Annotated in this window: 24 protein-coding genes; 9 read left to right on the forward strand and 15 right to left on the reverse strand. The window is 66.4% G+C overall.

Annotated features, from left to right (window positions below; translation table 11 throughout):
- Positions 1–40: 40 nt before the first annotated feature.
- Genes PCA10_RS05985 through PCA10_RS06010 form a run of 6 tightly spaced genes read right to left on the reverse strand, consistent with a single transcriptional unit; the run spans position 41 to position 6,883 of the window.
- The gene (locus PCA10_RS05985; protein ID WP_016491139.1) at positions 41–1,372 is read right to left on the reverse strand and encodes a DUF58 domain-containing protein; all 1,332 of its coding nucleotides are present in this window, start codon (positions 1,370–1,372) and stop codon (positions 41–43) included.
- On the reverse strand, positions 1,369–2,394 hold the full coding sequence (locus tag PCA10_RS05990; RefSeq protein WP_016491140.1) for an AAA family ATPase: 1,026 nt from the start codon (positions 2,392–2,394) through the stop codon (positions 1,369–1,371). The genes PCA10_RS05985 and PCA10_RS05990 overlap by 4 nt, the downstream gene beginning before the upstream one ends.
- Complete coding sequence (locus PCA10_RS05995; protein ID WP_016491141.1) at positions 2,391–3,611, reverse strand: DUF4350 domain-containing protein; 1,221 nt, start codon at positions 3,609–3,611, stop codon at positions 2,391–2,393. Before PCA10_RS05995 ends, PCA10_RS05990 begins: the two co-directional genes overlap by 4 nt.
- Entirely contained in the window at positions 3,608–5,191 is a 1,584-nt protein-coding gene (locus PCA10_RS06000; protein WP_016491142.1) for a DUF4129 domain-containing protein, read from the reverse strand. The genes PCA10_RS05995 and PCA10_RS06000 overlap by 4 nt, the downstream gene beginning before the upstream one ends.
- On the reverse strand, positions 5,178–6,158 hold the full coding sequence (locus PCA10_RS06005) for a stage II sporulation protein M (protein ID WP_016491143.1): 981 nt from the start codon (positions 6,156–6,158) through the stop codon (positions 5,178–5,180). The genes PCA10_RS06000 and PCA10_RS06005 overlap by 14 nt, the downstream gene beginning before the upstream one ends.
- A complete protein-coding gene (locus PCA10_RS06010) occupies positions 6,155–6,883 on the reverse strand; it encodes an RDD family protein (protein WP_016491144.1) in 729 nt (242 codons plus the stop codon). Before PCA10_RS06010 ends, PCA10_RS06005 begins: the two co-directional genes overlap by 4 nt.
- Before the next feature lie 309 nt (positions 6,884–7,192).
- On the opposite strand from PCA10_RS06010, the gene sbcB reads away from it, so the two are divergent.
- Entirely contained in the window at positions 7,193–8,623 is a 1,431-nt protein-coding gene (gene sbcB, locus PCA10_RS06015) for an exodeoxyribonuclease I (RefSeq protein ID WP_016491145.1), read from the forward strand.
- An 83-nt stretch (positions 8,624–8,706) separates the two neighbouring features.
- On the opposite strand, the gene mvaT is transcribed toward sbcB, so the two are convergent.
- Entirely contained in the window at positions 8,707–9,087 is a 381-nt protein-coding gene (mvaT, locus tag PCA10_RS06020; protein WP_016491146.1) for a histone-like nucleoid-structuring protein MvaT, read from the reverse strand.
- A 328-nt stretch (positions 9,088–9,415) separates the two neighbouring features.
- Between mvaT and purU the strand changes: the two genes are divergently transcribed.
- Genes purU through PCA10_RS30710 form a run of 3 tightly spaced genes read left to right on the forward strand, consistent with a single transcriptional unit; the run spans position 9,416 to position 10,923 of the window.
- The gene (purU, locus tag PCA10_RS06025; RefSeq protein ID WP_016491147.1) at positions 9,416–10,267 is read left to right on the forward strand and encodes a formyltetrahydrofolate deformylase; all 852 of its coding nucleotides are present in this window, start codon (positions 9,416–9,418) and stop codon (positions 10,265–10,267) included.
- A gap of 48 nt (positions 10,268–10,315) precedes the next feature.
- The gene (locus tag PCA10_RS06030) at positions 10,316–10,741 is read left to right on the forward strand and encodes a CBS domain-containing protein (protein WP_016491148.1); all 426 of its coding nucleotides are present in this window, start codon (positions 10,316–10,318) and stop codon (positions 10,739–10,741) included.
- A gap of 8 nt (positions 10,742–10,749) precedes the next feature.
- Positions 10,750–10,923, forward strand: coding sequence for a hypothetical protein (locus PCA10_RS30710; RefSeq protein ID WP_016491149.1), 174 nt, complete (start codon positions 10,750–10,752; stop codon positions 10,921–10,923).
- 170 nt (positions 10,924–11,093) lie between these two features.
- On the opposite strand, the gene PCA10_RS06035 is transcribed toward PCA10_RS30710, so the two are convergent.
- Entirely contained in the window at positions 11,094–12,971 is a 1,878-nt protein-coding gene (locus PCA10_RS06035; protein WP_016491150.1) for a methyl-accepting chemotaxis protein, read from the reverse strand.
- 125 nt (positions 12,972–13,096) lie between these two features.
- Between PCA10_RS06035 and PCA10_RS06040 the strand changes: the two genes are divergently transcribed.
- Positions 13,097–14,596: a helicase HerA-like domain-containing protein gene (locus PCA10_RS06040; protein WP_016491151.1), complete on the forward strand. Its 1,500-nt coding sequence runs from the start codon at positions 13,097–13,099 to the stop codon at positions 14,594–14,596.
- A gap of 243 nt (positions 14,597–14,839) precedes the next feature.
- Here the strand turns inward: PCA10_RS06040 and PCA10_RS06045 are convergent, their stop codons facing one another.
- The 7 genes from PCA10_RS06045 to PCA10_RS06070 form a co-directional block, all read right to left on the reverse strand.
- Positions 14,840–16,312 (reverse strand): inorganic phosphate transporter, encoded by a 1,473-nt coding sequence (locus PCA10_RS06045; protein WP_016491152.1) that lies wholly within the window; start codon positions 16,310–16,312, stop codon positions 14,840–14,842.
- A gap of 153 nt (positions 16,313–16,465) precedes the next feature.
- Positions 16,466–16,663: a hypothetical protein gene (locus PCA10_RS06050; RefSeq protein WP_016491153.1), complete on the reverse strand. Its 198-nt coding sequence runs from the start codon at positions 16,661–16,663 to the stop codon at positions 16,466–16,468.
- A 301-nt stretch (positions 16,664–16,964) separates the two neighbouring features.
- Positions 16,965–18,386 carry a GntR family transcriptional regulator MpaR gene (gene mapR / locus PCA10_RS06055; RefSeq protein ID WP_041770540.1) on the reverse strand — a complete coding sequence of 474 codons (1,422 nt, stop codon included), beginning with the start codon at positions 18,384–18,386 and terminating at the stop codon, positions 16,965–16,967.
- A gap of 81 nt (positions 18,387–18,467) precedes the next feature.
- Positions 18,468–19,883, reverse strand: coding sequence for a cytochrome c oxidase accessory protein CcoG (ccoG, locus tag PCA10_RS06060; protein ID WP_016491155.1), 1,416 nt, complete (start codon positions 19,881–19,883; stop codon positions 18,468–18,470).
- Positions 19,884–20,068: 185 nt separating this feature from the next.
- A complete protein-coding gene (locus PCA10_RS30565; protein ID WP_016491156.1) occupies positions 20,069–20,227 on the reverse strand; it encodes a hypothetical protein in 159 nt (52 codons plus the stop codon).
- A 123-nt stretch (positions 20,228–20,350) separates the two neighbouring features.
- Complete coding sequence (locus tag PCA10_RS06065) at positions 20,351–21,481, reverse strand: helix-turn-helix transcriptional regulator (RefSeq protein WP_016491157.1); 1,131 nt, start codon at positions 21,479–21,481, stop codon at positions 20,351–20,353.
- A 109-nt stretch (positions 21,482–21,590) separates the two neighbouring features.
- Positions 21,591–22,637, reverse strand: coding sequence for a Rieske 2Fe-2S domain-containing protein (locus tag PCA10_RS06070; RefSeq protein ID WP_016491158.1), 1,047 nt, complete (start codon positions 22,635–22,637; stop codon positions 21,591–21,593).
- Between the two features lie 176 nt (positions 22,638–22,813).
- Between PCA10_RS06070 and PCA10_RS06075 the strand changes: the two genes are divergently transcribed.
- The 4 genes from PCA10_RS06075 to PCA10_RS06090 are packed head-to-tail and all read left to right on the forward strand — an operon-like array spanning position 22,814 to position 26,901.
- A complete protein-coding gene (locus PCA10_RS06075; protein WP_016491159.1) occupies positions 22,814–23,653 on the forward strand; it encodes an SDR family NAD(P)-dependent oxidoreductase in 840 nt (279 codons plus the stop codon).
- A 10-nt stretch (positions 23,654–23,663) separates the two neighbouring features.
- A complete protein-coding gene (locus PCA10_RS06080; RefSeq protein WP_016491160.1) occupies positions 23,664–24,590 on the forward strand; it encodes an alpha/beta hydrolase in 927 nt (308 codons plus the stop codon).
- A gap of 11 nt (positions 24,591–24,601) precedes the next feature.
- Complete coding sequence (ribB, locus tag PCA10_RS06085) at positions 24,602–25,693, forward strand: 3,4-dihydroxy-2-butanone-4-phosphate synthase (protein WP_016491161.1); 1,092 nt, start codon at positions 24,602–24,604, stop codon at positions 25,691–25,693.
- Positions 25,690–26,901, forward strand: coding sequence for an NADH:flavin oxidoreductase (locus PCA10_RS06090; RefSeq protein ID WP_016491162.1), 1,212 nt, complete (start codon positions 25,690–25,692; stop codon positions 26,899–26,901). Before ribB ends, PCA10_RS06090 begins: the two co-directional genes overlap by 4 nt.
- Positions 26,902–26,949: the final 48 nt, after the last annotated feature.

Genomic DNA, 26,949 nt, shown 5'->3' on the forward strand with positions numbered 1-26,949 from the left:
GCTTCGCGTAGCTCAGCCACAACCTACGACGAGTGTCCGCCTACAGCGCCCCCGCCTTCTTCCACGCCAGGTAACGGCTCACCAGTTCGGGCCCCAGCTCGCTGGGGCGCGCGTCGAGCACCGGTACGCCGTGGGCGGCCAGGCGTTCATGGAGGCTGCCGCGGGCGTTGAGGTAGTCCACCGTGCCGCAGTAGGCCAGGGCGTCATCGAAGCTCTGCACCGGGGCATGGCGCAGGTTGTCGAGTATCTCCTCGCGCAGGCTCACCACCAGCAGCCGGTGCTGGCGGCCCAGGCGTTTCACGGCGTTGAACAGCTCGGCATCGTCCTCGTCGCGCAGGTTGCTCACCAACACCACCAGGGCGCGGCGACGCTGGCGCGCCAGCAGTTTGTCGGCGGCCGCGTTGTAGTCCGCTGGGCGCAAGGTGCTGTCCAGGTCGTAGACGCCATTGAGCAGCACGCTGAGTTGCGCCTGGCCCTTCACCGGCGCCACATGGCGGTCGCGCTCGGCGGCGAAGGTGGAGAGTCCCACCGCGTCGCCCTGGCGCAGGGCCACGTAGCTCAGCAGCAGGCTGGCGTTGAGGGCGTGGTCGAAGTGCGAGAGGTCGCCGTCATGGCTGCGCATGCGCCGGCCGCAATCGAGGAGGAAGACGATCTGCTGGTCGCGCTCGTCCTGGTACTCGCGGGCGATGGGCATGCGCTTGCGTGCGGTGGCCTTCCAGTCGATCTGGCGCAGGGTGTCGCCGTCACGGAATTCCCGCAGCTGATGGAACTCCAGGCCCAGGCCACGGCGCGGGCGTTGGCGCACGCCGAGCTGGCTGAGCCAGTCGTCCACCGCCTTCAACTGGGCCCCGTAGAGCCGCGCGAAGTCCGGGTAGACACGGGCTTCGCTGGGTAGCGCCAGCACCCGCTTGTGCCGCCACAGGCCGAGGGGGCTGGGCAGCTGCACTTCGCATGCGGGGAAGTGGAAGTGACCACGTTTGAGCGGGCGTACCCGGTAGCCGAACTCGGTCATCTCGCCCGGATGCAGCTCCACCCGTTGCGGCAGGAGTTCGAACTCCATGGCCGCCGGCACCTGGTCGAAGACCTCGACGGCCAGGCTGCGACCGAAGCCGTGGTGCAGGGTCAGGCGCACATCGCTCCAGCGACCGAGGGCCAGGTTGCCCAGCAGTTGCCGCTCCAGGCGCGGCGATGGCAGGCGGCGCAACCACAGGGCATCGAGCAGGCCGAGCAGTACCAGGGCGCAGAGCAGCCCCCACCAGAGCGGCCCCAGCTGAGCCGGCAGGCCGACACCCAGGGCGGGCAGAGCGCCCAGCAGCAGGGCGAGTGCGAGGAGCCCGGCCACCAGCGCGATCAAGGCGCGGGACGGTTTCATAGGCGCGGCGCCGGCACCTGGTCGAGGAGTTGTTGCAGTACCTGGTCAACCGACAGGCCCTCGATATCCAGCTCCGGCGACAGCCGCACGCGGTGGCGCAGGACGGCCAGGGCGCAGCCCTTGATGTCGTCCGGCAGCACGAAGTCGCCGCCGCGCAGCAGGGCACGGGCGCGGCCGCCACGCACCAGGGCGATGGAGGCGCGCGGCCCGGCGCCCATGGCCAGGCCCGGCCAGGTGCGGGTCGCACGGGCCAGGCGCACGGCGTAGTCGAGTACCTGGTCGTCCACCGGCAGCTCGCTGGCGATCTTCTGCAGGGCCAGCACGTCGCGGGCCTGGATCAGGGTACGCAGGGGCGCGACATCGAGCATGTCGGCACGGGCCGAACGGGTGACCTGGCGCACCAGTTCGAGCTCTTCGTCGGCGGCCGGATAGTCCATGCGCAGCTTGAGCATGAAGCGGTCCAGCTCGGCCTCCGGCAGGGGGTAGGTGCCTTCCTGCTCGATGGGGTTCTGCGTCGCCAGCACCAGGAAGGGCTGGGGCACCGGCAGGGCGCGGCCTTCGAGGGTGACCTGGCGCTCCTGCATCACTTCCAGCAAGGCGGCCTGGGTCTTGGCCGGGGCGCGGTTGATCTCGTCGGCCAGCAGCAGGTTGGTGAACACCGGGCCCTTGCGCAGCTTGAACTGCTCGCTCTGCATGTCGTACACGGCGTGGCCGGTCACGTCGCTGGGCATCAGGTCGGGGGTGAACTGGATGCGCGAGAACTCACCGCCGAAGCAGCGGGCCAGGGCACGTACCAGCAAGGTCTTGCCGAGGCCGGGAACGCCTTCCACCAGCACGTGGCCCCCGGCCAGAAGGGCGGTGAGTACGTCGTCGATCACGGCAACCTGGCCGACCACCGCCTTGCGCAGTTCCAGGCGCAGGGCCTGGGCCAGCTGGCTGGCGCGCTGGCGCTGGGTGGCGACCGAGGGCGCGGCGGCGGCGACTTCGGGTTGCGACGGGTCGGAAATCTGTTCGCTCGTCATAGGGCATTCCTGAGGGTTTGCAGGTGGGCGACCTGGCGGGTGAAGTCGGCGGCGTTGAGCCGTTGCCGGGGCAGCGGCCGCATGGCCTGGCTGATGGCGCTCGGCGGCAGGCGGGTCAGGCGGCCCAGCGCCTGCCACTGCTCGGCCACGGGGAGCCGTTCGAATCCGGGATGGCGATGCCTGGCACGGCGCTGGATGTCCCGCTGCAGGCCTTGCAGCAGGCTGGCCTGGCCACTGCGGCGCAGCAGGAAATCGGCGCTGCCGCGCAGGTGTTCTTCCAGTTGCCGCCGCGAGCGGCTGGCCGGGGCCTGCAGCGGGCCCTGGCGTTGGCCGACGTGCCAGAGCAGCAGGACGATGAGCAGGGCCAGGGCCACCAGCGCCTCGGCGAAGTTCTCCCCGAGCAGGCTGGCCAGGCTGTCGCGTTCGGCGCGGTAGAGCAGGGTGACGTCGCTGTCCTGGGTGAGGTACCAGAGCAGCCAGGCGTTGTCGTACTCGTTGATGTCGCGGTTCTGCCAGATCCAGCCGTCGGTGAGCACGGTCACCAGACCGTCGCCATGGTTCAGCTGGAGCATGTGCGTGGCCTTGGCACTGTTGGCCCAGGCGTGGGCGCGGTTCTGGCTGTCGAAGAGGTGGAAATCCGGGTCGAAGCTGGCGTAGGCCGGCGCCTGCTCGTTCTCCAGGTAGAGCTTGGTCAGCTCGGGGAAGGGGTCTTCCTCGGCGCGGGCCTGGTCGCTGTCGGCCGCTTCCTCCGGCTGTTCGCCGTCCGGCTCGGCGGCCTTGTCGCTGCCCTTGTCGAGGTCCCTGGTTTCGTACTGCTGGATGCCCAGGCGGTCGGCCAGCAGGTCGCCGCTCTCACCGACCTTTTCGTCATAGAGACGTTCGGCGATGAACAGCAGGTGGCCGCCCTTGCTTGCCCATTGCAGCAGGCGATCGGCCTGGCGCGGGGTCATCCGCGAGCGGCTGCCGAGCAGCAGCAGGCTGTGGCCGGCGCTGGGCAGCTTGTCCAGCACCTCCAGGCCGTCGGCGCGGGTCACCGCGAGGCCGCGTTTGCGCAGGAAGTGCTCGGCGGCCAGGTAGGGATTGCCCAGCACTTCGGGTGCAGGGCCGTGCTCGACGCTGTCCTGGTAGGGCAGCAGGCGCCCGCCGAGGTAGATGGCCAGCAGGCCCAGCAGCAGGAGCAGGCCGGCGCCGAGCAGCACCCGTGGACGCACGATCATGCCGTGGCTCCCGTGGCGAACAGGCGGCGCCAGCCATCGCAGAGGCCCTGGCGCAGTTCGGCGCTGGGCAGGCGATGGCCGTAGGCGAGGTTCTGCCAGTGGCCGGTGAGGTCCTGGCTGAAGTCTTCCAGCTCGATGTTGTCCAGGTGACGTACCAGTTGCAGCACTTCGCCCTCGGTATGGGATTGCTTGAGCGGCAGGCGGAAGTCGTGCAGCAGGCGGCTGAGCAGGGCGCGGTAGAGCAGGCCGAGGGCCTCGCGGGGCTGGCTGGCCCAGAGCCGTTCGGCCTCCGCGGCGACATCGTCGGGCAGGCTTTCCGGCGCCAGTTCCAGGCCGAACAGCACCGAGGGCGCCGCGCGTGGGCGGCGCTGGGGCAGGCCGATGCGACCGGCGAAGGCGCTGAACCAGTCGCGGTAGCGCCAGACCAGCAGGGCCAGGAGGCTGATCAGCAGGCCCCAGAGCAGCACCTTCATGACCAGGGCCAGGCTATCCAGGCTCTTGGCGTATTCGGCCAGCCGGAACAGGTTGCGAATGAACTCGGCCCAGCCCTGGGCGTTGTCGGGCTTGGCCTGCGCGTCGGCGTCGCCCATGTCCAGCTTCCAGCGGGTGACGGTTTCGCGGTTCTGGAAGGGCGGGGCGTCGAGGAGTGCGGCGATCTCCTCTTTGGCGGCCTTGCCGGTGAGGGTCTGGTGGGTGAGTCGTTCGCTGTCGGGGCCGTCGAGGTAGGCCTGGGGCGCGGGGCACAGGGCTGGTTCGCTGTCCGCCATGGCGGCTTGCGGCAGCTGGGTGAGCAACAGGCCCAGGCCCAGCAGCAGGCCATAGGCCGCACCGGTCAGGCGCTGGCGCATGCGGCGGAACTGCAACTCGATGTCCCAGCCTTCCAGGGCGGTACGGCGGTTGAGGTAGAGGGTGAAGCCGCAGGCGACGTACACCGGCCCCCAGACCATCAGCACCAGGACGTACAGGCTGTTGGACAGATGCTCGAGCCAGAGCCAGTCGCCGGAGGCCATTTCCAGCAGCTTTTGCCAGTCCCAGTTCAGCGCCACCTGTTGCGGCAGCATCAGGTAGAGCAGGGTGATCAGGCCGAACCAGAGCGCCGATTCCAGGTGCACGCCGATCACCGTCAGCCAGGTGGCGCCGCCGGCGTCGCGCTGGCCGAGTACCACCAGGCGCTGGCTGCGTGCCTGGCCCTTGAGTCCTTCGAGTTGCAGCACCGGCAGGTCGAAGCTGCGGGTGGTGCTGAGGCGGCGCCAGGTGAGGCTGGCCAGCAACTGCGGCTTGAGCAGGCGCGGGTAGGCGCGCAGGGCTTCCTTGAGGGTGGGCGTGTCGCCGAACAGGGCGCGGGAGAGGATGTACAGCGGCAGCCGTTCGTAGGCCGGCTTGAGCAGCCAGAAGATGAACACCGCGAGTCCCGGGTAGCTCCAGAAGATCAGGCTGAGCAGGGCGAACAGCGGAACGGTCACCAGGGCCCAGCTGGCCATCAGCAGGCCGGCGTGTCGGCGCGCCAGCAGCACGCCAAGGTCCATGGCCTCCCAGGCGCTGCGCGGGCGGATGGTGACGCTGGCATCAGTCAGGCGCATGGGATCTCCTGCCGACCAAGCCGAAATAGAGCCCCACCAGCAGCCAGAGGCCGCCACCCACCAGGTACTTCACCTGGGGTTCCACCAGCCTGATGGACGACCAGTAGGCCTCGACGAAGGCGGCGATCAGCAATAGCAGGATCACCCCGGCCACCAGCTGCACGCTGCGCCCGGCGGCCAGGCGCAGGGCTTCGCCACGGGGCAGGCGGCCGGGAGCGAGCAGGGCCCAGCCCAGTTGCAGCCCGGCGGCGCCGGCGAAGGCGATGGCGGTGAGCTCGAAGGCGCCGTGGCCGATGACGAAGGACCAGAAGGTCTCGCCGAAGCCGATCTGCGTCAGATGGCCGGCCACCGCGCCGATGTGCAGCCCGTTGAAGAGCAGGAAGAACAGGCTGCCGACGCCGAACAGCAAGCCGCCGGCGTAGGTCTGAAAGGCGATGCCGATGTTGTTCATGATGTAGTGGCCGAACATCATCCAGTCGTCGCCCGCATCGCGCTCGCTCATGGGGCCGATGCGCCGGGCGTCCGGGTCGTACATGGACTCCATAGACGACACCTGCTCCGGGTCCATCAGGCTGTAGACCAGGTCCGGCCACTGGTGTACCAGGACGCCCATCAGCAGGAGGCTGCCGTAGAACAGCAGGCTGGCGGCGGCGATGCTGCGCCACTGGCTGCGCACCAGGCGCGGAAAACCGCCGAGGATGAAACCCAACAGGCGCGCGCCGAGGTGGCTGCGATGACGGTAGAACTGCTGGTGGCCGCGCATGGCCAGCTGCTGCAGGTGTTCCACCAGGTGGCTGCTGTAGCCGCGTTCCTGGGCCAGGGCCAACTGCTGGCAGATCTGCCGGTAGTCGGCGGCGAAGGATTCGCAGGCACGGGCGTCGGCCTTGCCGCGCTCGAGGCTTTCGAGCAGTTCGGCGAAGGCTTTCCAGCGCTTCTGATAGTGGCGTTCGAACAGGTTCTGCTTCATGGCGACGTCGACCCCAGCAGGCCCCGGGCGATGCCGTTGATACGTGCCTGTGCCTGCTCCGGCGGTACGTCCAGTGGCTCGGCGAGAATGGCCGCGAGCTCGGCGCGGCGCGCCGGGGAGAGGCTCGCCTGGCGCTCCGCGAAGCTGAGCAGGGCACCCTGGTCGGCCAGGGTCAGGGCGAAGGGCGCGCGTTCCGGGTCGGCGGCCGGCAGTTCAGGGCGCGGATGCTTCTCGTCGCGGTAGACCACCAGGCTGCCGGCGGCGATGTCGCCCAGGCGCTTGAAACTGGGGTGCAGCAGGCAACTGAGGGCGCCCAGGGTGTAGGCGAAGGGCAGCAGGTCGACGAAGCGCAGCAGGTTGCGCACCAGGGAGGCGGACCAGCCGATGGGCGTGCCGTCGTCGTGGACGACCCGCAGCCCCATCATCTGTTTGCCCGGGGAGCGTCCCTGGTTGAGGACCTCGAACAGCACCATGTACCACCAGTTGAGCAGGAACATCAGGATCAGCCCGAGGCCGAAGCCGAGCTGGCCGAGCAGGGCCAGGGCGATGAACAGCACGAGCATGATGGCGCCGCGGATAGCCAGGTCGATGGCATAGGCCAGGGCGCGGGGCAGCAGGCCGGCCGGACGCAGGATCAGGTCGATGCCTTCCGGCGTTTCCACCTGGTAGCGGGTGTCCAGGGGCTGGACGAGGGTGGGATGGGAGCCGGATCGGGGTGAGGGCATCGGCGGGGCGCCAAAGGGAAAGCCCGATGCTAGCGAGCGGCCGGAATCCAGGCAACCTGACAGGGGCGACTCAGCCCGCATGCTGTGAATGATTCGGCTTGTTCGCGGGCGCGGAAACGGTGCAAGCGGCTGCGCGGGGTGCAGGCATGGGGCGATCCTTGTCGGCGGTAGCATCCAGTGGCGGCGATTCTAGGCCCGGCGGAAACCACCCAGCAAGCCGCCGCAAGACGAAGTTTCCCACCGCCCTCGACGCCCTGGTGAGCGACTGCCGGGTGATAGACTGCCGAGCTCACGAACAAGGGGGACGCCGTGACTTCCAGCATCTTCTGGCACGACTACGAAACCACTGGCATCAACCCGCGCTGCGATCGGCCGCTGCAGGTGGCCGGCATTCGCACCGACGAGTCGCTCAACGAGATCGGCGAGCCGATCAACCTCTATTGCAAGCCCAGCGACGACATCCTGCCCCATCCGGCCGCCTGCCTGGTGACCGGCATCCTGCCGGGCACCCTGGAGGCAAAAGGTCTCGGCGAAGCCGAGTTCATGCACCGGGTCCACGCCGAAATCTCGCTGCCGGGCACCTGCGGCGCCGGATACAACAGCCTGCGCTTCGACGACGAGGTCACCCGCTACAGCCTCTATCGCAACTTCTACGACCCCTATGCGCGCGAATGGCAGGGCGGCAACAGTCGCTGGGACCTGATCGACCTGGTCCGCACCGCCTATGCGCTGCGCCCGGAGGGTATCGAGTGGCCCCAGCAGGAGGGCCGCGTCAGCCTGCGCCTGGAACTGCTCACCGCCGCCAACGGCATCGACCACGGCCAGGCCCACGATGCGCTTTCCGACGTCCGCGCCACCATTGCCCTGGCGCGGTTGCTGCGTGAGCGCCAGCCGAAGCTGTACGACTATCTCTATCAGTTGCGCAGCAAGCACAAAGTGCAGGAGCAGGTGCGCCTGATGCAGCCGCTTGTGCATATCTCCGGGCGTTTCTCCGGCGAGCGCCACTACCTGGGGGTGGTGCTGCCGCTGGCCTGGCACCCGCGCAACCGCAACGCACTGATCGTGATCGACCTGCAGGCCGACCCGGCGCCGTTGCTGGAGCTGGATGCCGAGACATTGCGCGCGCGCCTCTATACCCGTCGCGATGACCTGGCCGAGGGCGAACTGCCGGTGCCGCTGAAGCTGCTGCACATCAATCGCTGCCCGGTGGTCGCGCCGCTGGGCGTGTTGCGCGAGGCCGACCGCCAGCGCCTGGGCGTCGACATGGAACTCTGCCAGCGCCGCGCCACGCTGCTCGGCGAGCAATCGGCGGCCTGGCAGGAAAAGTTGCCGGTCATTTATGCGCAGGAGGAATTCAGTGCGCTGGATGATCCGGAACAGCAGCTGTACGACGGGTTCCTCGGCGATCGCGATCGTCGTCTCTGCGAACAAGTACGCAGCGCCGATCCGCAGCGCTTGTCCAGGGAGAGTTGGTCCTTCGATGACCCGCGCCTGCCGGAATTGCTGTTCCGTTACCGCGCGAGAAACTTCCCTGAAACTTTGTCCGAGGCCGAGCGTACTCGTTGGCTGGAGTTCTGCAGAAATCGGCTGAAGAGCCCGGAATTCGGGGCGCCTAATACCCTGGAGAGTTTCCTCAAGGCGCTCGACGAGTTACAGCCGAAGGCCGACGTCGGGCAACAGGCGGTGTTGCGGGAGTGGCGTCGATATGCCCTGGAACTGGGCGGTCGCTTTCAGTTGTGAGGAAATCCCCGGAAACTATCCGGGGATTTTCCGAGGCCAATAAAAAACGCCAGCTGATGCTGGCGTTCTTTATTGCCGTTGGCTTAGCCCAGAATGGTGGCCCAACCTTCAACGACGTCGGCGCCCCACTTGGCTTTCCACTCTTTCAGGGTCTTGTGGTTGCCACCTTTGGTTTCGATGACTTCGCCGGTGTTCGGGTTCTTGTACTGCTTGACCTTGCGGGCGCGCTTGCTGCCGGTGTTGGCGGCCTTGGCGGCGCGCGGTGCCTTGGAGGCGCGGGACTCAGGATCGAGCAGGGCGATGATGTCGCGCAGGGATTTCTGATATTCACCCATCAGAGTGCGCAATTTGCCTTCGAACTCGAGTTCTTGCTTCAGCTTGTCGTCCTGGGACAGATTCTTCAGGCGCTCTTGGAGCTCCTTGATGGCTTCTTCCGTAGCCCGGTATTCATTGATCAGCGACATGTCGGCGTCCCTTGTTGGAATCGTGCGTTGACTTGCGATTGCGAAGTGTCATCAATAATAGACAGCGATTATCTGCAAGTAAATATGTGGGAAAACTTTTGTACGCATTGTTGGCGTCTTCTTCTTTGATACTAGTCCCATGATGGCTCTATTGCGTAGTTATGCTGGGGATACTCGCTATATTGGCGGCCCGGCTTGCCCTTTAGTTGTGCGTCCGGCGTTGTTCGGCAGCCACCGCCAATCCCCCAAGGGCCACGCGGTTACTGAAGTTTTCTCGCGCACTGGCTAGAATGGCCGCCTTTGCGAAGTCTCTGGAGTGTTTCCCCCCATGCGCACATTTCGTCTGGTGATTGCCTGTCCGGACGGCGTTGGTATCGTCGCCAAGGTCAGCAACTTCCTGGCTACCTACAACGGCTGGATTACCGAAGCCAGCCACCACTCGGACAATCAGAGTGGCTGGTTCTTCATGCGTCATGAAATTCGTGCCGATTCCCTGCCTTTCGACCTGGACGGCTTCCGCCAGGCGTTCGCCCCCATCGCCCGTGAGTTTTCCATGGACTGGCGGGTGACCGACTCCGAGGTGAAGAAGCGTGTCGTGCTGATGGCCAGTCGCGAGTCCCACTGCCTGGCGGACCTGCTGCACCGCTGGCACAGCGGCGAACTGGATTGCGAGATTCCCTGCGTGATCGCCAACCACGACGACCTGCGCAGCATGGTGGAGTGGCACGGCATTCCCTATTTCCACGTTCCGGTGGACCCGAAGGACAAGCAGCCGGCCTTCGACGAGGTGTCGCGCCTGGTGGAGGAGCACGACGCCGATACCGTGGTGCTCGCCCGCTACATGCAGATCCTCCCGCCGGAGCTGTGCCAGCGCTACGCCCACCAGGTGATCAACATCCACCACAGCTTCCTGCCGTCCTTCGTCGGCGCCAAGCCGTACCACCAGGCGTCGCTGCGCGGGGTCAAGCTGATCGGCGCGACTTGCCACTATGTCACCGAGGAGCTGGATGCCGGCCCCATCATCGAGCAGGACGTGGTGCGCGTGACCCATCGCGACAGCATCGAGAACATGGTTCGCCTGGGCAAGGACGTGGAGAAGATGGTGCTGTCCCGTGGACTACGCTATCACCTTGAAGACCGGGTGCTGGTGCACGACAACAAGACCGTCGTATTCGACTGATCCCTGCGGCGGGCACCCGATCCGGTCTGCCGGCAAAGGAGCCCGCCCATGCTCAAGTCGATCAAGGTGCGCGATTACATGTCGCGCCACCTGTTGACCTTCAGGTCCGACACCGATCTGTTCCTGGCCATCGAACGCCTGCTGGAGCACCGCTTGTGCGATGCTCCGGTGGTGGACGCCCAGGGGCACCTGATCGGCATCCTGTCGGAGAACGACTGCTTGCGGGGCACCCTGGCGGTGGCTTACTACGAGCAGGCCTGCGGCAGCGTCGGCGACTGCATGACGGCGCAGGTGCAGTGCATTTCCCCCGAGCTCGACATCATCGAAGTCTGCGAGTCCTTCCTGCGTGAGAACCGCACCAGCTACGCGGTGATCGAAGACGGTGTGCTGGTGGGCCAGATCACTCGACGCGACGTGCTGCGGGCGGTCAAGGCATTTGCCCAGCATGACACCGGCCAGCCCCCTGAAGTCTGAGGTACCCCATGTCCGACCCACGCGACCGCGCCACTTCCCGTCCGCCGCCCACCCTGGGCGAAGGCTGCGTCAGGCGCTATGACCCGGATGAGTTGAGCGAGGACGACGGTACCGAGTTTCCCGGCGCCGAGGAGTTGTGGCGCAAGGTGCAGGAAGAAGAAGAAAAGAAAAAGGCGCCCTAGGGCGCCTTTGTCATTCCGGTGTATCCGTCGGTCCAGATCGCGAATGAGTTCGCCCCCACAGAACCTACGTCCCCCGTAGGTTGGGCCAAGCGCAGCGCGGCCCAACGATGGGGGATGTTGGGCTTCGCGTAGCTCAGCCACAACCTACAGCCTTCGGGGGGGCCGCATCGTCAGATCCGGAAGCTGCCCACCAGTTGCTGCAGGCGTGCGGCCTGCTGGTCGAGGTCGGCGCAGGCGCGCAGGGTCGCCTGGAGGTTTTCCACGCCTTCCTGGTTGAGGGTGTTGATCTCGGTGATGTCCATGTTCAGCGAGTCGACCACGGCGGTCTGCTCCTCGGTGGCGGTGGCCACCGACTGGTTCATGCCGTCGATCTCGCCAATGCGGTTGGTCACGCTGCCCAGGCGCTCGCCGGCCTGGTTGGCGATTTCCACGCTCTGTTCGCTGTAGCGCTGGCTCTCGGTCATGGTGCTGACCGCCTCGCGGGCGCCCACCTGCAGTTCCTCGATCATCTGCTGGATTTCCTGGGCCGACTCCTGGGTGCGGTGGGCCAGGTTGCGCACCTCATCCGCCACCACGGCAAAACCACGGCCGGCTTCCCCGGCGCGCGCCGCTTCGATGGCGGCGTTGAGCGCCAGCAGGTTGGTCTGCTCGGAGATGCCTTTGATCACTTCGAGGATCTGGCCGATGTTCACCGTCTTGCTGTTCAGGGTCTCGATGTTGCCGCAGGAGGCACGGATCTTCCCGGACAGCTCGTTCATCGCCGAGATGGTGCGCTCCACCACCTGGCGGCCGTCTTCGGCCAGGGTGCGCGCGGAGGAGGCCTGGTGCGAGGCGTCGGCGGCGTTGCGGGCGATCTCCTGGGCGGCGGCGCCCAGCTCGTTGATCGCCGCGGCGACGCTGTTGGTGCGGTTGGCCTGCTCGTCGGAGTTGCTCATGGACGAGTTGGAGGCGTTGAGCACCAGCTTGGCCACCTGGTTGACCTGGGAGGTGGCCGAGGACACCTCGCGGATCGAGCCGTGGATACGCTCGACGAAGCGGTTGAAGGCGCCGGCCAGTTCGCCGAACTCGTCCTGGGCGTGGATCACCAGGCGGCGGGTCAGGTCGCCCTCACCCAGGGCGATGTCCTGCATGGCGCGGCCCATGATGTGCAGCGGCTGCATCAGTACGCGGATCAGCATGCCCAGCAGCAGGATGATGATGACCACGGCGATGACGGTGGCGATGATGGCCGAGGTGCGGAACTCGCTGAGCATGGAGTAGGCCTTCTGCTTGTCCACGGACAGGCCGATGTACCAGTTCACCGAGGGCAGGCCCTTGACCGGGGCGAAGGTGAGGATGCGGGGGGTGCCGTCCAGCTCGGCTTCGCTGAAGCCGGTGCCGATGCGCGGGGTGTTCTGCGGATAGATGTCCCGCAGGTTCTTCATCACCATGTCCTTGTTCGGGTGCACCAGGACCTTGCCGTCGGCGCTGACCAGGAAGGCATAGCCCATGCCGTCGAAGTCCAGGGCGTTGATGATCTGCACCAGGGTCTGCAGGCTCAGGTCTCCGCCGGCTACGCCGAGGGCCTGCACCGGCGTGGCGATGGTCATGATCAGCTGGCCGGTCGCCGCGTCCACGTAGGGTTCGGTGAGGGTCGTGCCGCCTGCGCTCTTGGCGCCCTGGTACCAGGGGCGGGTGCGCGGGTCGTAGCCGTCGGGCATGGCACTGTTCGGGCGCATGGTGAACTGCCCGTCCTGGGTGCCGAAGTAGGTGAAGGCGAAAGTGGATGCCAGCGCCCGCTGTTGCAGCAGCGCCGGTACGGCGTCGGACGAGGGGTTGCTGGCCAGGGATTCGGCCACGCTTTCCACCAGCAGAATCCGGCCCGAAAGCCAGTTCTGGATATTGCTGGCGGTGACTTCGCCCATTTCCTGCAGATAGTTTTCCAGGTCGTCGCGGATCGCATTCCTTTGCAAGTAATCGTTGTACAGGGTGAACAGCGAAAAGGCTGCTATTACCACCAGCGAGGCGGCGAGCAGAATCTTGTGGCTGAACCGCAGGTTTTTGATCATGTTTGCTTGCGTCCGGTTAGGTCAGGCACCAGTCTTTATGGCACGCAGGTGCTTAAAAACTGAGTAGAAACGTCGGTTTATTTATCGGCTGGGCCTACAAAAAGCTTTAATCCGAGGAAGGCAAAATGCCCGAACAACTTTCCCTGATTCTTGGTGCCGATCCAGAGGGCAATGCCGTTTCCCAGGCCATGAAGCTGGCCAACCGCCATGGCCTGATCGCCGGCGCCACCGGCACCGGCAAGACGGTGACTTTGCAGCGCCTGGCCGAGGTGTTCAGCGATGCAGGTGTGGCGGTCTTCGCTGCCGATATCAAGGGCGATCTCTGTGGCCTGGGCGCCATCGGCAACCCCCAGGGCAAGGTGGCCGAACGCATCGCCTCGATGCCCTGGCTGGGGCATCGGCCGCAGGCGTATCCGGTGACCCTCTGGGACGTGGCCGGGCAGTCCGGCCATCCGCTGCGCACGACCCTCAGCGAAATGGGCCCCCTGTTGCTGGGCAATCTCCTGGAACTGACCGACAGCCAGCAGGCCGCGCTCTACGCCGCCTTCCAGGTGGCCGACCGCGAAGGCCTGCTGTTGCTCGATCTGAAGGACCTCAAGGCACTGCTCAACCACTTGAAGGACCACCCCGAATTGCTGGGGGAGGATCGCGCCTTGTTCGCCGGTGCTTCCGCCCAGGCACTGCTACGTCGCCTGGCGACCCTGGAGCAGCAGGGCGCCGAAGCGCTGTTCGGCGAACCGGCCCTGCAACTGGAAGACATACTCCAGCCCGATCGCGACGGTCGCGGACGCATCCATCTGCTGGACGCCAGCCGCCTGGTCCACGAAGCGCCCAAGGTTTACGCCACCTTCCTGCTCTGGTTGCTGGCCGAGTTGTTCGAGCAGTTGCCCGAGCGCGGCGATGCCGACAAACCGGTGCTGGCGCTGTTCTTCGACGAGGCCCACCTGCTGTTCAGCGGCACCCCGAAAGCCCTGCAGGAACGCCTGGAGCAGGTGGTGCGGCTGATCCGCTCCAAGGGCGTCGGTGTCTACTTCGTCACCCAGTCCCCCAGCGACCTGCCGGACGACGTTCTGGCCCAGCTGGGCCTGCGCATCCAGCACGGCCTGCGCGCGTTCACCGCCAAGGAGCAGAAATCCCTGCGCGCGGTGGCTGACGGATTCCGTCCGAACCCGGCGATCGACACCCTGGCGGTGCTCACCGAGCTGGGCATTGGCGAAGCCCTGGTGGGCACCCTGGAAGAGAAGGGCACCCCGGCCATGGTCCAGCGCGTGGCGATCGCGCCGCCGCAGTCGCGTATCGGTCCGCTGACCGAGGCCGAGCGTACGGCCCTGGTGCGTGGTTCGCCCCAGGCCGGGCACTACGACAAGGCCATCGACCGCGAGTCCGCCTATGAAATGCTCACGGCCCGCAAGGCCGAGGCCCCCGCCGAAGCGGACGCTCCCGCCAAGGCCGGCGGCAAGGCGCCGGCCGAACAGCCCGGTGTGGGCGATCTGGCCGGCGAGCTGCTGGGCTCCTTCGCCAGCCAGGCGATGAAGACGGCGGTGCGCCAGGCCGCCAACCAGCTGGGTCGCCAGTTGGTGCGCGGGCTGATGGGCTCCTTGCTGGGAGGCAGCAAGCGGCGTTGAGGGCCTTGCCTGGTCGGGATCGGGCAATGGAGGTGATGGCCGGCAACGTAGGATGGGTTGAGCTTGCGATACCCATGCTGTTGGTTGGAGCCGATGGGTATCGCTACGCTCAACCACATCCTACGAGCTCGTCCCCAACGTTGGGCCGCGCTGCGCTTGGCCCAACCTACGGGTCTTCAAGCCGCTTTCCTGAAGCACGAAAAAGGGCGCCCGAAGGCGCCCTTTTTTCCATCCTCGTCCGGATCAGACGATGAAGGTGATGGCCAGCCAGAAGAGGGCGGCCGACAACAGGATGGTGATGGGCAGGGTGAGGACCCAGGCCATCAGGATGTTGCGCACGGTGCCGCCCTGCAGGCCGCTCTTGTTGGCGACCATGGTGCCGGCGACGCCGGAGGACAGGACGTGGGTCGTGGAGACCGGCAGGCTGTAGATGTTGGCCATGCCGATGGCGCAGGCGGCGGTGATCTGCGCACTCATGCCCTGGGCATAGGTCATGCCGTGCTTGCCGATCTTCTCGCCGACGGTGCGCACCACGCGCTTCCAGCCCACCATGGTGCCGATGCCCAGAGCCAGGGCCACGGCCAGGATCACCCAGAAGGGCGCGTATTCAGTGGTGGCGGTCAGGTCCTTGCGCAGCTTCTCGAGGTCGGCCTTCTCGCGGGCCGGCAGCTCGGAAAGCTTGCCCACCTTCTTCGCGGTGTCGTCCAGGCAGAGCAGGTAGCGACGGGCCTCGACGCGGCTTTCTTCGTCCAGGTTCTTGTAGTCGGAGACGCCTTCGAGGGTCTTCAGCAGGGCGGCGATGGTCGGCTCGGTCTGCTTCGGATCGCAGCGATAGAGCTTGGGCATCTCGCTGCCGTTGCTCTTGCCGAGGGCCAGCATCTCGCCGAGGGTGTCGGTGTGGCGCTGGTAGAACTGGCTCAGGTGGGTCGCGGCGTCGCGGGTGCGCTCGATCTGGTAGGTGGTGCTATTGAGGTCCAGGACGAACTTGGCCGGGACGATGCCGATCAGCACCAGCATGATCAGACCGATGCCTTTCTGGCCGTCGTTGGAGCCGTGCACGAAGCTCACGGCCATGGCCGAGATCACCAGCACCAGGCGGTTCCAGAAGGGCGGATGCTTCTTCTCGTCCAGCTCCTTACGGGTTTCCGGGGTCTTGTGCATCTTCGACAGCGGATACATCCACTTCAGGCCGAGCAGCAGCAGCGCCGCCACCAGGAAGCCGGCGGCCGGGGAGAAGATCAGCGACAGGCCGATGTCGATCGCCTTGCCCCAGTTCACGCCCTCGCCTAGTGGCAGGCCGGTGATCAGGGCATTGGCCAGGCCGACACCGAGGATCGAACCGATCAGGGTGTGGGAGCTGGAAGCCGGGATACCGAAGTACCAGGTGCCCAGGTTCCACGCGATGGCGGCGGTGAGCAGGCTGAACACCATGGCCAGACCGTGGCCGGTGTTGACGTTGATCAGCAGTTCCACAGGCAGCAGGTGAACGATGGCATAGGCCACGCCGACACCGCCGAGCAGCACGCCAAGGAAGTTGAAGATCCCCGAAAGGATCACCGCCCGGTAGGGCGACATGGCCTTGGTGTAGATGACAGTGGCCACCGCGTTCGCGGTGTCATGGAAACCGTTGATGAATTCGAAGGTCAGGACGAATGCCAGGGCGAGACAGAGGCTCAGCACCAGCCAGGCATCAAGCCCACTGAAGAGATCGAACATGAAGGTTATGTGACTGGCTCATGAAGGGGCCGCGATTATGCCAGAAAACCGGTCGTCGCCCAGACCCGGGCGTCGAGCGGTTCCTGGCATTCCCTTCAGAAGTTGTCGCAAATCAATACGAGCAACAGCCCGGACGGGCGTTGCGACAATCCCTCAGACTCCCTCGTTTCGCTCTTTCTCGATCTTCTCCAGCTCTCTTTCGAAGCTCTTGTCGAGCAGGCTGGGTTTCTTGCGCCAAGGCTTGCGCTCCGGATCCCTTTGCGCGGCATAGGTGGTGACCTCGCCGCCGTAAACTTCCTTGTAACGTTGCGCCTGGCGCTCGAGTTCGGCGCGCAGTTCGTCTTTCGTCACGTGGTCTATCCGTTTAATTGATCAATGGTCTAGGGCTGGAACAGGCGATCTAGAGGCTTTGGCCTCCACTGCGTCGATAACCTGTGCGAGGCCATCTGTGCGGCCTTCTTGTAGGACAAAGTGAGTGTTCGCAACTACGGGCCTTTTCTACGCATCAACGAAAAGACCCTACGACTGTTCCGGGGTTCGAAATCAATTTCGCTAAAAGCCCGGAAAGAACGTTGCAAAGTATAACAAGACATCGAGAAAGCTCCATTGCGGAAAATTCTCGCGTGTGTGAAGGAAATCTACTCTACGAGAATCAGGACTTACCCAGAAGTGATCTGATAATCCGCCCGAGAGTTTCCATTGCCTGTTCGCTGGAGTTGTCCCAGGGATGGCCATAGTTGAGGCGTGCGCAATGGCCGAAACGCCGTGTCGCGGAAAAAATGGGGCCCGGCGCGATGCTGATGCCCTGGGCCAGGGCCAGTTGGAACAGGCGCAGGGAGTCCACCTGCTCGGGGAACTCCAGCCACAGGAAGTAACCCCCTTCCGGGCGGCTGACGCGGGTTTCCTCGGGGAGGTGTCGTGCCACGGCGGCCAGCATGGCGTTGCGCTGGGTTTCCAGGGCGTAGCGCAACTTGCGCAGGTGGCGGTCGTAGCCGCCGTGTTGCAGGTAGTCGGCGATCGCCGCCTGGGCTGGCACCGAGGCGGAGATGCTGGTCATCAACTTGAGCCGTTCGATCTGCCCGGCAAAACGCCCTCCGGCTACCCAGCCCACCCGGTAGCCGGGTGCCAGGCTCTTGGAGAAGGAACTGCAATGCATCACCAGGCCTTCGCTGTCGAAGGCCTTCACCGGTTTGGGCGCGTGCTGGCCGAAGTACAGTTCGGCGTAGACGTCGTCTTCGATCATCGGCACCTGGTGTTTGGCCAGGAGTGCCGCCAACTGGCGTTTCTTGTCTTCGCTGAGGCTCGCCCCCAGCGGGTTCTGGAAGTTGCTCATGAACCAGCAGGCCTTGATCGGCAGGCGCGCCAGGCTGTCTTCCAGCACCTGCAGGTCGATGCCGTCGCGGGGATGCACGGGGATTTCCACCGCCTTGAGCTTGAGCCGCTCCAGCACCTGCAGGCTGGCGTAGAAGGCCGGTGCCTCGATGGCCACCAGGTCACCGGGGCTGGTCACCACCTGCAGGCAGAGGTTCAGGGCTTCCAGGGCGCCGTTGCAGATCACCAGCTCCTCGATGGGCAGCGGCAGGCCGCCAACCATGTAGCGCAGGGCGATCTGCCGGCGCAGGGCATGGTTGCCCGGTGTCATGTCGGACACCGTCGAGCGCGGGTCCATCTCCCGTACCGCATGGGCCATGGAGCGCGCCAGACGTTGCAGGGGGAAGAGCTCCGGGCTGGGGAAGGCCGAGCCGAAGGGCACGGTGTCCGGGTCCTTGATGGAGCTGAGCACGGAGAACACCAGTTCGCTGACGTCCACCTCGGTGGTGGCCGCCTCGCGGGGGCCCGCCTGGGGTTCGGGCAGCGGCCGGCGCGCGTGTTCGCAGACGAAGTAGCCGGAGCGCGCGCGGGCCATGATCAACCCGCGGCTCTCCAGCAGGTAGTAAGCCTGGAACACGGTGGAGGCGCTGACGCCATAGGTTCGGCTGGCGTGGCGCACCGAGGGCACCTTCTGCCCCGGGGCCAGTACCCCGGAGCGGATCAGCTCGGCGATGTCGTCGGCGAATTTCTCGTAGCGCTTCATCTTTTCCTGGTTGGGCAGCGGCAAGCCGGTGCCCAACTCTAAGCGCTCGATGCCCTTGCCGCCATGGTCCCTGGCCACGGGTCAGCGCCTCGGGCTGACGAAAGTGCTGCCGGCGCTGGCCTGGCTGTCCGGATCGTCGAGGCTGCGCACCACGAAACGCAGCGGACGGGACCCGGCCGGGCCGCTGTCGTCGGTCCGCGCAACCGAGACCGGCAACGAGATGATCTCGCCGGCCTTGATGCCCACCTCATGCTCACCCTGCAGGCGGAAGCCGGGCGCGTCGGCCAGTTCGATGACGAAGCGCTGGTCGCGCTGGGTCTTGTTGATCAGCTTGAGGTTGTAGATGTTCTCGATCTCGCCGGCGGCGTTTTCGCGGAACATGCCACGGTCCTTGATCACGTCCACCGACAGCTGCGAACGGGTGGCGCCCATCCAGACCAGGGCGACGATCATCAGCAGCAGGGCGCTGGCGTAACCGATCAGGCGTGGCCGCAGCAGCCGGGTCCGGCCACCCTCCAGGGCGCGCTCCGAGGAGTAGCCCACGAGGCCAGGGGCGTAGCCCATGCGCTCCATGATCGAGTCGCAGGCGTCGATGCAGGCGGCGCAGCCGATGCAGGCGATCTGCAGGCCATCGCGGATGTCGATGCCGGTGGGGCACACCTGCACGCACATCTGGCAGTCGATGCAGTCGCCCAGGCCCTGGGCCTTCGGGTCGCTGTCCTTCTTGCGCGGGCCACGGGATTCGCCGCGGGCGGCATCGTAGGAAACGATCAGGGTGTCCTTGTCGAACATCACGCTCTGGAAGCGCGCATAGGGGCACATGTGGATGCACACCTGCTCGCGCATCCACCCTGCATTTATGTAGGTGGCGGCGGCGAAGAAGATCACCCAGAACAGCGCGGTGCCGCCCACTTCCCAGGTAGCCAGGTCGGCCACCAGCTCGCGCACCGGGGTGAAGTAGCCGACGAAGGTGATGGCGGTGGCCAGGCTGATGGCCAGCCAGAGCCCGTGCTTGGCTGTGCGGCGTAACAGCTTGGCGGCGCTCCAGGGCGCGGCGGCCAGCTTGATGCGCTGGTTGCGGTCGCCTTCGGTGACCTGCTCGCACCACATGAAGATCCAGGTCCAGACGCTCTGCGGGCAGGTGTAGCCGCACCAGACGCGGCCGGCGAACACCGTGATGAAAAACAGGCCGAAGGCGCAGATGATCAGGAGCCCCGACAGCAGGATGAAGTCCTGGGGCCAGAAGGTGGCGCCGAAGATGTAGAACTTGCTGTCGTCCAGGCTCCAGAGCACCGCCTGGCGACCGTCCCAGTCGAGCCACAGGGTGCCGAAGAACAACAGGCACAGCAGGCCCGCGCCGACGCGGCGCAGGTCACGGTAGAAGCCGCTGAAGCGGCGGGTGTGGACAGGTCCGACGGAGGCGGAAAGGGGTTTGTTCGCAATGGGGGGCAGGCTGGGGGTGACCTCTATGACCTGCACCGGAATTCGTTCGCTCATGATCAGTGCCCATCAGGCTGTTACGGCGAGGCGGACTATAGGAAGGCACTGATGGGCAAAACAGATTCAGGTCAGACGGAAAAAACCATATCAGATGCGTCTGGAAGCGGCGCGAAGGCGCAGGGCGCGCGGATTCTGGCCCGACGCCGAAACACCTGCGCACGGGCGCGGCAATAGGTCGCGGGTCAGAACCGCATGGGCGGGGCGTAGCAGGACTGCGGTGCCTGCTGGCAGTGGTTCAGGCCGGCCAGCGGCGCCGGCAGCGGCCGTGCGAGCAGGCTCAGATAGGCGGCGACGAAGGCGCAGGCAAGGAGGAACAGGCAGAGTCTGGTGCTTATTGTCATGGCGCAACCTCGGTGAGGGTGGACGCTGATCTTGTCTGGGGCGTAGTCGCGGCCCGCTAGCGCAGACTAGGAGCCGCGGCGACAACCCGCCTCGTCCAAACGGACTATCTCAACCTTGGGTCCTCAACCCAGGGTCGCCACGCTGCGCAGGATCAGCCGCACCAGCATGGTCTGCCGCGTCACCCCGGTCTTGGAGAAGGTCGAGCGCAGGTGCGCGCGGGCGGTGTTGCGGCTGATGCCGAGGGCGTCGGAGGCTTCGTCCAGGGTCAGGCCGTTGGCCAGCAGCATCGCCAGCTGGGCTTCGGCCGGGGTGAGATCGAACAGCGCCTTGACGATCTCCTGGGGCGCGCTGGACTCCTGCTCAGGATCGCTGATGAAGATCACCACCGAGGGGCACTGCTTGCCTTCGTTCCAGGCCGACAGCGGCACCGAGCGCACGATGATCCCGAGGTCGGCCTTGCCCGAGGGCCGTTGTACCCGCAGCGCCTCCACCACCGAGGGCAGGTTGTTCTTCTGCGATTGCAGGGCCTGTTTCACCAGGCGGCGGAATTCCTGGGTATCCCGTGGATTGCCCACCTGCAGGCCTTCGTTGACCAGCTTCAGGCCGTCCTTGTCCTGCAGCAGGCGCTCGGCCACGCGGTTGGTCTGCAGCACCTTGCCGTCCTCGTCGAGGATGATGGTGCCCACCGCCAGCTGATCCACCGCGCCGGCGTAGAGGTTGCGCTCGGTCTCGATGCGGTTCAGCTGGGTGTGGATCTGGATGGAGCGTTCCAGGTGCGGGATGAACTGCGCCACCAGCGCCTTGTCGTCTGCGGTGAACTCCGCGTCCTCGCGGCCACGGCTGACGCGGATGCGGCACTGGGCGCCGTCGCTGGTGCGGATGTCCGCACCGAGGATGTGGAACACCCCCACCGGCTCCAGGAAGCTCTTGAAAAACTCCGACTCCTCCCAGTCCACGCGCGAAAGGAATTCGCTATTGGTGACCACCTGCCGGTTGGGCAGGCCGACGAAGGGGTCGAGGGCGAAGAAGTGCTTGTTGTAGGAGGCCGTCACCTCGGAGGAGCTGCCCGTGGTGTTGACCATCAGGCCTTCGGAGTGCTCGCTCGGCGGGCGCAGGATGAAGGTGACGTACTTGCTTTGCAGGTACTGGTTCAATTGGTTGAGGAAGGTTGCCCAGGGAATGTCTTCTAGCGGCCCCTGATAGAGGTTGCCGAGCATCCCGCTGAATTCGTCGAGCGTGAGTTCGTGTGCCATGTCTGAACCACATTGTTATTTTTGTAGGGTGCTTCTTACCGACTAAGCGGCGGATTCAGCAAGGCCGATCGTCCCCTTTGTTCGTAAGACGACCGGCGGCCTGAGCCGATCAGGCGGTTTCGACGATATCCAGGACGACGTAGGAGCGGGCCTCGGCCAGCGCGGCCGGGAGTTCGGCGACGTCGGTGTAGAACTGCTCGTACCACTTGCGCAGCTGGTAGACCGGGCCATCGCCGTCGCACAGCAGCGGGTTGTCCACGCGGGTCTTGCTGTGCCAGATGGCCACGTCCTCATAGAAGGCGGCCTGGGCCTGGGCCACGTAGGCGCGCGCCATCTCGCGGTTCTGTTCGTCGGTCAGGCCGGGAACCTTCTTCACCAGCACGCCGTAGCGCAGGGTGAAGCTGTGGAGGTCGATGGGCACGTGGCAGTTGAGCAGGATCGAGTGGATGGACACGCCGTCCATGGCACCGGTCATCTCGGTGATCTGATAGGCCGGGCCATAGTAGGTGGCCACCGTGGTCAACTCGCTGTCGCCGGACAGCCGCGCGCTGCTGCCGCGCATCACCTGCACCGCCATGTGCCGCTCGAAGGTGTTGCTGAAGTGGTTGAGGTCGGTGCCGTGCACGGCGTCGAAGTGCGCCATGTCCGAGATGTTGTCGATCAGCTCGCGGCAGTTGGTGTCGATCTTCAGTTCCGCCACTTCCCAGTCCGCCCAGTCGTCGCTGAAGCAGGCGTCGATGCGCGGGATGGCCTGCTCCTCGATCGGCGCGTTGCCTTCCGGGTCGTTCCAGACGAACAGCAGCTGGTTCTGTTCCGACACCGGCCAGGACTTGATCTTCGCCCGGGGCGGAATGCGTTTGGCGTAGGGGATGTCGTCGCAGACCCCGTCGGCGCGCCAGCGCCATTCATGGAAGGGGCAGCGGATGGCGTCGCCCTCGACGCAACCCTGGCTGAGGTCGGCGCCCATGTGCGGGCAGAAGCCGTCGAGGATACGGATCTGCCCGTCCTCGCCGGCGAAGGCCACCAGGCGGGTGCCGAATACGTCCAGGCGGTGGGCCTTGCCATCGCGGTACTGCTCGGCCAGTCCCAGGCAGTGCCAGCCACGGGCGAAGCGGGGTTCCAGCTGCCGGGCTTCGATGCGGTGCAGGGTGCTCATTTTCTTGTTCTCCCATCAGGTTATCGATGGCCGCCGCCATGCGCAGCGCTGCGGCTCTTGCACTCGGAGGATTCTGCGGTGCCTGCATTTCCCGGCATCGTCTGATCGGACGATGGCCGCGCCCGGCGCCAGGCTTTTACTGGCGACAACAAGAACAAGCCGGATGGACAATCTGCATGCGAATCGAACGAGGCCTGGTGGCGGTGATTACCGGTGCGGCCGGCGGCATAGGCCACGGCCTGGCGCAAGAGGCCGGCGCGCGTGGCCTGCGCCTGGTACTGAGCGATGTGGACGGGCAGCGCCTGGCGGCCCTTGTGGATAACTTGCAAGGGCAGGGGGTGGAAGTCGCCGGCCTGGCCGCCGACGTCGGCGACCCGGCGCAACTGGACGCCCTGCGCGACCTGGCCGTACAGCGCTTTGGCGGCGTCGACCTGCTGTTCAACAACGCCGGGGTGATGCAGACCGGTTTCAGCTGGGAGATCGATGCGGCACGCTGGCAAAGCCTGCTGGCCATCAACCTGGGCGGCGTGATCAACGGCATCCGCAGCTTCATGCCGCTGCTGCTCGGCCAGCAGCGCCCGGCCCAGGTGATCAACACCGCGTCCCTCGCCGGACTGGTCTGCAGCCCCATGCTCGGTCCCTACACCGTCAGCAAGCAGGCGGTGGTGGCCCTGTCAGAAACCCTGCATTACGAACTGGCCGCCTTGCAGTCACAGGTTAGCGCGGCGGTGCTTTGCCCGGGCCCCGTGGCCAGCGAAATCATGGCCTCCAACCAGGCCTCCAACCAGGCCTCCAACCAGGCCGCCGGCGAGGCCACCGGACAACTCGATGCCCTGCTCGACAGCAGCATCCGCCAGGGCATGGACCCGCGCGCGCTGGCCTGCGAAGTCTTCGCCGGCATCGAGGCCGGGCGCTTCTGGCTGCTGCCCCACAAGAACTTCAAACCGGCGCTGGAACGGCGCCTGAACAGCATTCTCGAGGAGACCAACCCGGTCTTCGAGATGGCCGACGCCTAAGGAGCCCAGGATGTCCCTCGACCCGCAGATCGCCGCCGTGCTCCAGCAGTTCAGCCAGGCGCCGGAGCCGGATTACGACCAGCTCGATCCCCAGCAGTACCGCCATTTCTGCGACAACCTCATGCCGCCGCTGCCCGGCGAGCGCCTGTTCGAGGTGCGCAACCTGCGCCTGGCCGGCGCCGAGGGCGAGCTCGACGCGCGCCTCTATCGTCCGGAGGATCGTGACGACCTGCCCCTGCTGGTGTTCTTCCACGGTGGCGGCTTCGTCATCGGCACCCTCGATACCCACGACAACCTGTGCCGCAGCCTCGCCCGCCTGAGCCAGGCGGTGGTCGTCTCGGTGGCTTACCGGCTGGCACCGGAGCAGCCCTTCCCGGCCGCGCCCCTGGACTGCTACCAGGCCACCTGCGACCTGGTGGCGCGCGCCGGGGAACTCGGCTTCGACGCCAGCCGCCTGGCCGTGGCCGGCGACAGCGCCGGGGGCAACCTGGCCATCGCGGTGGGGCGCCTGGCCCGACTGAACAAGGGCCCGCATATCGCTTACCAGTGCCTGTTCTACCCTTGCACCGACGCCGGCTGCGACAGCGCCTCACACGAGGCCTTCGCCGAGGGCTACCTGCTCAGCCGCGAACAGATGCGCTGGTTCTGGCGCCAGTACCTGCCGCAGCCCGCGCTGGCCGGCGACGCCCTGGCGTCGCCCTTGCGCGCAGAGGACCTGGCCGGCTCGCCGCCCACCACCCTGGTCAGCGCCGAGTACGACCCCCTGCGCGACGAGGGCGAGGCCTTCGCCCGGCGCCTGCAGGAGGCCGGGGTGCCGGTCCGCCTGGAGCGCGCCGACGGCATGATCCATGGCTTCGTCAGCATGGCTGCCTTCGTCGGCAAGGCCCAGGCCGTGCTGGAGTCCGCCGCCGCCGACCTGCGTCGGGCATTGAACTGAAAGGAGCGCTCATGGACACCCCGCAACGACTGATCGAGGCCATGGCTTGTGGCGCCATGCTGGTGATCACCGACGACGAGGCCGATGGCGAGGGCTCGTTGCTGATCGCCGCCGGCCACGCCGATGCCGCCGCCATCAATTTCATGGCCCGCGAAGCACGCGGGTTGATCTGCCTGGCGCTGACCGAGGCGCGATGCCAGGCCCTGGGCCTGGAACTCATGGTGCCCCACTCGCGGGCCCGCCACGGCATGGGCTTCACCCTCTCCATCGAGGCTCGCAGCGGGGTGTCCACCGGCATCTCCGCCGCCGACCGCGCGCGCACCATCGCCGTCGCGGTGGACCCGGCCAGCGGCCCGGCGGACCTGGTGCAACCCGGCCACATCTTTCCCCTGCGCGCCCAGCCCGGTGGCGTGATGCAGCGGGCCGGCCATGTGGAAGCGGCCTGCGACCTCGCGCGCCTGGCCGGGTTGATGCCCGCCGCCGTGCTGGTGGGCATTCTCGACGAAGATGGCGAGCCGGCCCGTGGCCAGGCCCTGCGGGACTTCGCCCAGCGCCATGGCCTGGCACTGGGCAGCGTGGCCGACCTGATCCACTACCGCATCCTGCACGAAGGCACCATCCGTCGTTCCGGCGAATACCCCCTGCGTACCCGGCACGGCGAGTTCCGCGTCATCACCTACCTGGACGACTACCAGGGGCAACTGCACCTGGCCCTGCTGCGCGGCGAAATCCGTCGCGACCAGCCCGCCCTCGTGCGGGTTCAGGCGGCGGAAACCCTGCGGGACCTGCTGGACAGCCATCCGGGTCAATGGAATCTTGATCGCTCCCTGGCACGGGTGGCGGAGGAGGGCGCCGGCGTGGTCGTGCTGCTGGCCCAGCAGGAGACCCCGGCGGCGCTGATCGAACAACTCCAGCAGGGCGCGCAGAAGCCGCGTCCGCCGAGCTTCCCCCAGCGCACCCTGGGAATCGGCGCGCAGATCCTGCGTGATGTCGGCGTGCGCCGGATGCGCCTGCTGAGTTTTCCCGTGAGCTACAAGGCGGTGTCCGGCTTCGAGTTGGAAGTCGCCGAATTCATTCCCTTCGACGCAGCGGAACCCGCATGAGCCCGCAACTGGACAGCCTGCTGCAACCGGCCCGCCTGGCTGGCCTGGTACTGCGCAATCGCCTGATCAAGACCGCCACCTTCGAAGGCATGTGCCCGGGCGGGATTCCCGGCGACGACCTGATCCGGCATCACGCCTCCATGGCCCGGGGCGGCGTCGGCCTGACCACGGTGGCCTACTGCGGCGTCTCCCCCGATGGCCTGACCTTCCCTGACCAGATGTGGATGCACGCCGGCATCTTCCCGCAATTGCGGCGCCTGACCGCCGCCGTGCACGGGGAGGGCGGCGCCATCTCCGCGCAGTTGGCCCATTGCGGCTACTTCAGCCGCAACCGCCCGCGCAGCATCCCGCGCCCGCGCGGTCCCAGCGTCTGCATCAACCAGTACGGCCTGTTCTCCGGCATCCCCTTCGGCGGCGCCATGGACGCGGCCGACATCCGCCGCACCGTCGCCGAGTACGCGGCGGCGGCGAGCCTGGTGCGCGACGCCGGCTTCGATGCCATCGAAATCCACATGGGCCACGGCTACCTGCTCAGCCAGTTCATTTCGCCGGCCCTGAACAAGCGCCGCGATGCCTATGGCGGCTCCCTGGAGAATCGCATGGCGCTGCCATTGCAGGTGCTGGCGGCGGTGCGTGGGACGGTGGGGCGCGACTTCCCGCTGCTGGCCAAGCTCAACCTCAGCGATGGCTTCAAGGGCGGCCTGGAAATCGACGAAGCCTGCCAGGCCGCGCGACTGCTGGAGCAGGCCGGGCTGGACGCCATCGTCATGAGCGGCGGCCTGGTGAGCCGCACGCCCATGTTCCTGTTCCGTGGCGACAGCCCCTTGCCGCAGATGGTGCTCCTGGAGAAGAACCCGCTGCAGCGCACCGCCATGAAGTGGTTCGGTGGCGCCAGCTTCCCGAACCTGCCCTTCGAGGAGCTCTACTTCCTCGAACTGGCCCGGCAGATGCGCCGTTCGGTGACGATGCCGCTGGTCTACCTAGGGGGTGTGTCCAGCGCCGAGGGCATGGCCAGGGCTGTGGACGAAGGCTTCGACTTCCTCGCCCTTGGCCGCGCCCTGCTCAACGACCCGCTGTTGCCGCAGCGCCTGCAGGTGCAAGGCCGCGACTGGCGCAGCGCCTGCAACCACTGCAACCAGTGCGTGGCGAGCATGGGGCTGCCAGGTGGCATTCGCTGTGTACTCGGCCCGCAGGCGGCGGTTGTCTAACGGCAGGCCTTGCCGAGTCGCGTCGGTAACTCATTACATGGCGTCATG

The sequence above is a fragment of the Pseudomonas resinovorans NBRC 106553 genome, from assembly GCF_000412695.1.
GTDB lineage: Bacteria > Pseudomonadota > Gammaproteobacteria > Pseudomonadales > Pseudomonadaceae > Metapseudomonas > Metapseudomonas resinovorans_A.

Bases quoted from the DNA above. Each gene is read 5' to 3' on its own strand.
- PCA10_RS05985 (WP_016491139.1), bottom strand. From the start codon at position 1,372: ATGAAACCGTCCCGCGCCTTGATCGCGCTGGTGGCCGGGCTCCTCGCA.
- PCA10_RS05990 (WP_016491140.1), bottom strand. From the start codon at position 2,394: ATGACGAGCGAACAGATTTCCGACCCGTCGCAACCCGAAGTCGCCGCC.
- PCA10_RS05995 (WP_016491141.1), bottom strand. From the start codon at position 3,611: ATGATCGTGCGTCCACGGGTGCTGCTCGGCGCCGGCCTGCTCCTGCTG.
- PCA10_RS06000 (WP_016491142.1), bottom strand. From the start codon at position 5,191: ATGCGCCTGACTGATGCCAGCGTCACCATCCGCCCGCGCAGCGCCTGG.
- PCA10_RS06005 (WP_016491143.1), bottom strand. From the start codon at position 6,158: ATGAAGCAGAACCTGTTCGAACGCCACTATCAGAAGCGCTGGAAAGCC.
- PCA10_RS06010 (WP_016491144.1), bottom strand. From the start codon at position 6,883: ATGCCCTCACCCCGATCCGGCTCCCATCCCACCCTCGTCCAGCCCCTG.
- mvaT (WP_016491146.1), bottom strand. From the start codon at position 9,087: ATGTCGCTGATCAATGAATACCGGGCTACGGAAGAAGCCATCAAGGAG.
- purU (WP_016491147.1), top strand. From the start codon at position 9,416: ATGCGCACATTTCGTCTGGTGATTGCCTGTCCGGACGGCGTTGGTATC.
- PCA10_RS06030 (WP_016491148.1), top strand. From the start codon at position 10,316: ATGCTCAAGTCGATCAAGGTGCGCGATTACATGTCGCGCCACCTGTTG.
- PCA10_RS30710 (WP_016491149.1), top strand. From the start codon at position 10,750: ATGTCCGACCCACGCGACCGCGCCACTTCCCGTCCGCCGCCCACCCTG.
- PCA10_RS06035 (WP_016491150.1), bottom strand. From the start codon at position 12,971: ATGATCAAAAACCTGCGGTTCAGCCACAAGATTCTGCTCGCCGCCTCG.
- PCA10_RS06040 (WP_016491151.1), top strand. From the start codon at position 13,097: ATGCCCGAACAACTTTCCCTGATTCTTGGTGCCGATCCAGAGGGCAAT.
- PCA10_RS06045 (WP_016491152.1), bottom strand. From the start codon at position 16,312: ATGTTCGATCTCTTCAGTGGGCTTGATGCCTGGCTGGTGCTGAGCCTC.
- mapR (WP_041770540.1), bottom strand. From the start codon at position 18,386: ATGAAGCGCTACGAGAAATTCGCCGACGACATCGCCGAGCTGATCCGC.
- ccoG (WP_016491155.1), bottom strand. From the start codon at position 19,883: ATGAGCGAACGAATTCCGGTGCAGGTCATAGAGGTCACCCCCAGCCTG.
- PCA10_RS30565 (WP_016491156.1), bottom strand. From the start codon at position 20,227: ATGACAATAAGCACCAGACTCTGCCTGTTCCTCCTTGCCTGCGCCTTC.
- PCA10_RS06065 (WP_016491157.1), bottom strand. From the start codon at position 21,481: ATGGCACACGAACTCACGCTCGACGAATTCAGCGGGATGCTCGGCAAC.
- PCA10_RS06070 (WP_016491158.1), bottom strand. From the start codon at position 22,637: ATGAGCACCCTGCACCGCATCGAAGCCCGGCAGCTGGAACCCCGCTTC.
- PCA10_RS06075 (WP_016491159.1), top strand. From the start codon at position 22,814: ATGCGAATCGAACGAGGCCTGGTGGCGGTGATTACCGGTGCGGCCGGC.
- PCA10_RS06080 (WP_016491160.1), top strand. From the start codon at position 23,664: ATGTCCCTCGACCCGCAGATCGCCGCCGTGCTCCAGCAGTTCAGCCAG.
- ribB (WP_016491161.1), top strand. From the start codon at position 24,602: ATGGACACCCCGCAACGACTGATCGAGGCCATGGCTTGTGGCGCCATG.
- PCA10_RS06090 (WP_016491162.1), top strand. From the start codon at position 25,690: ATGAGCCCGCAACTGGACAGCCTGCTGCAACCGGCCCGCCTGGCTGGC.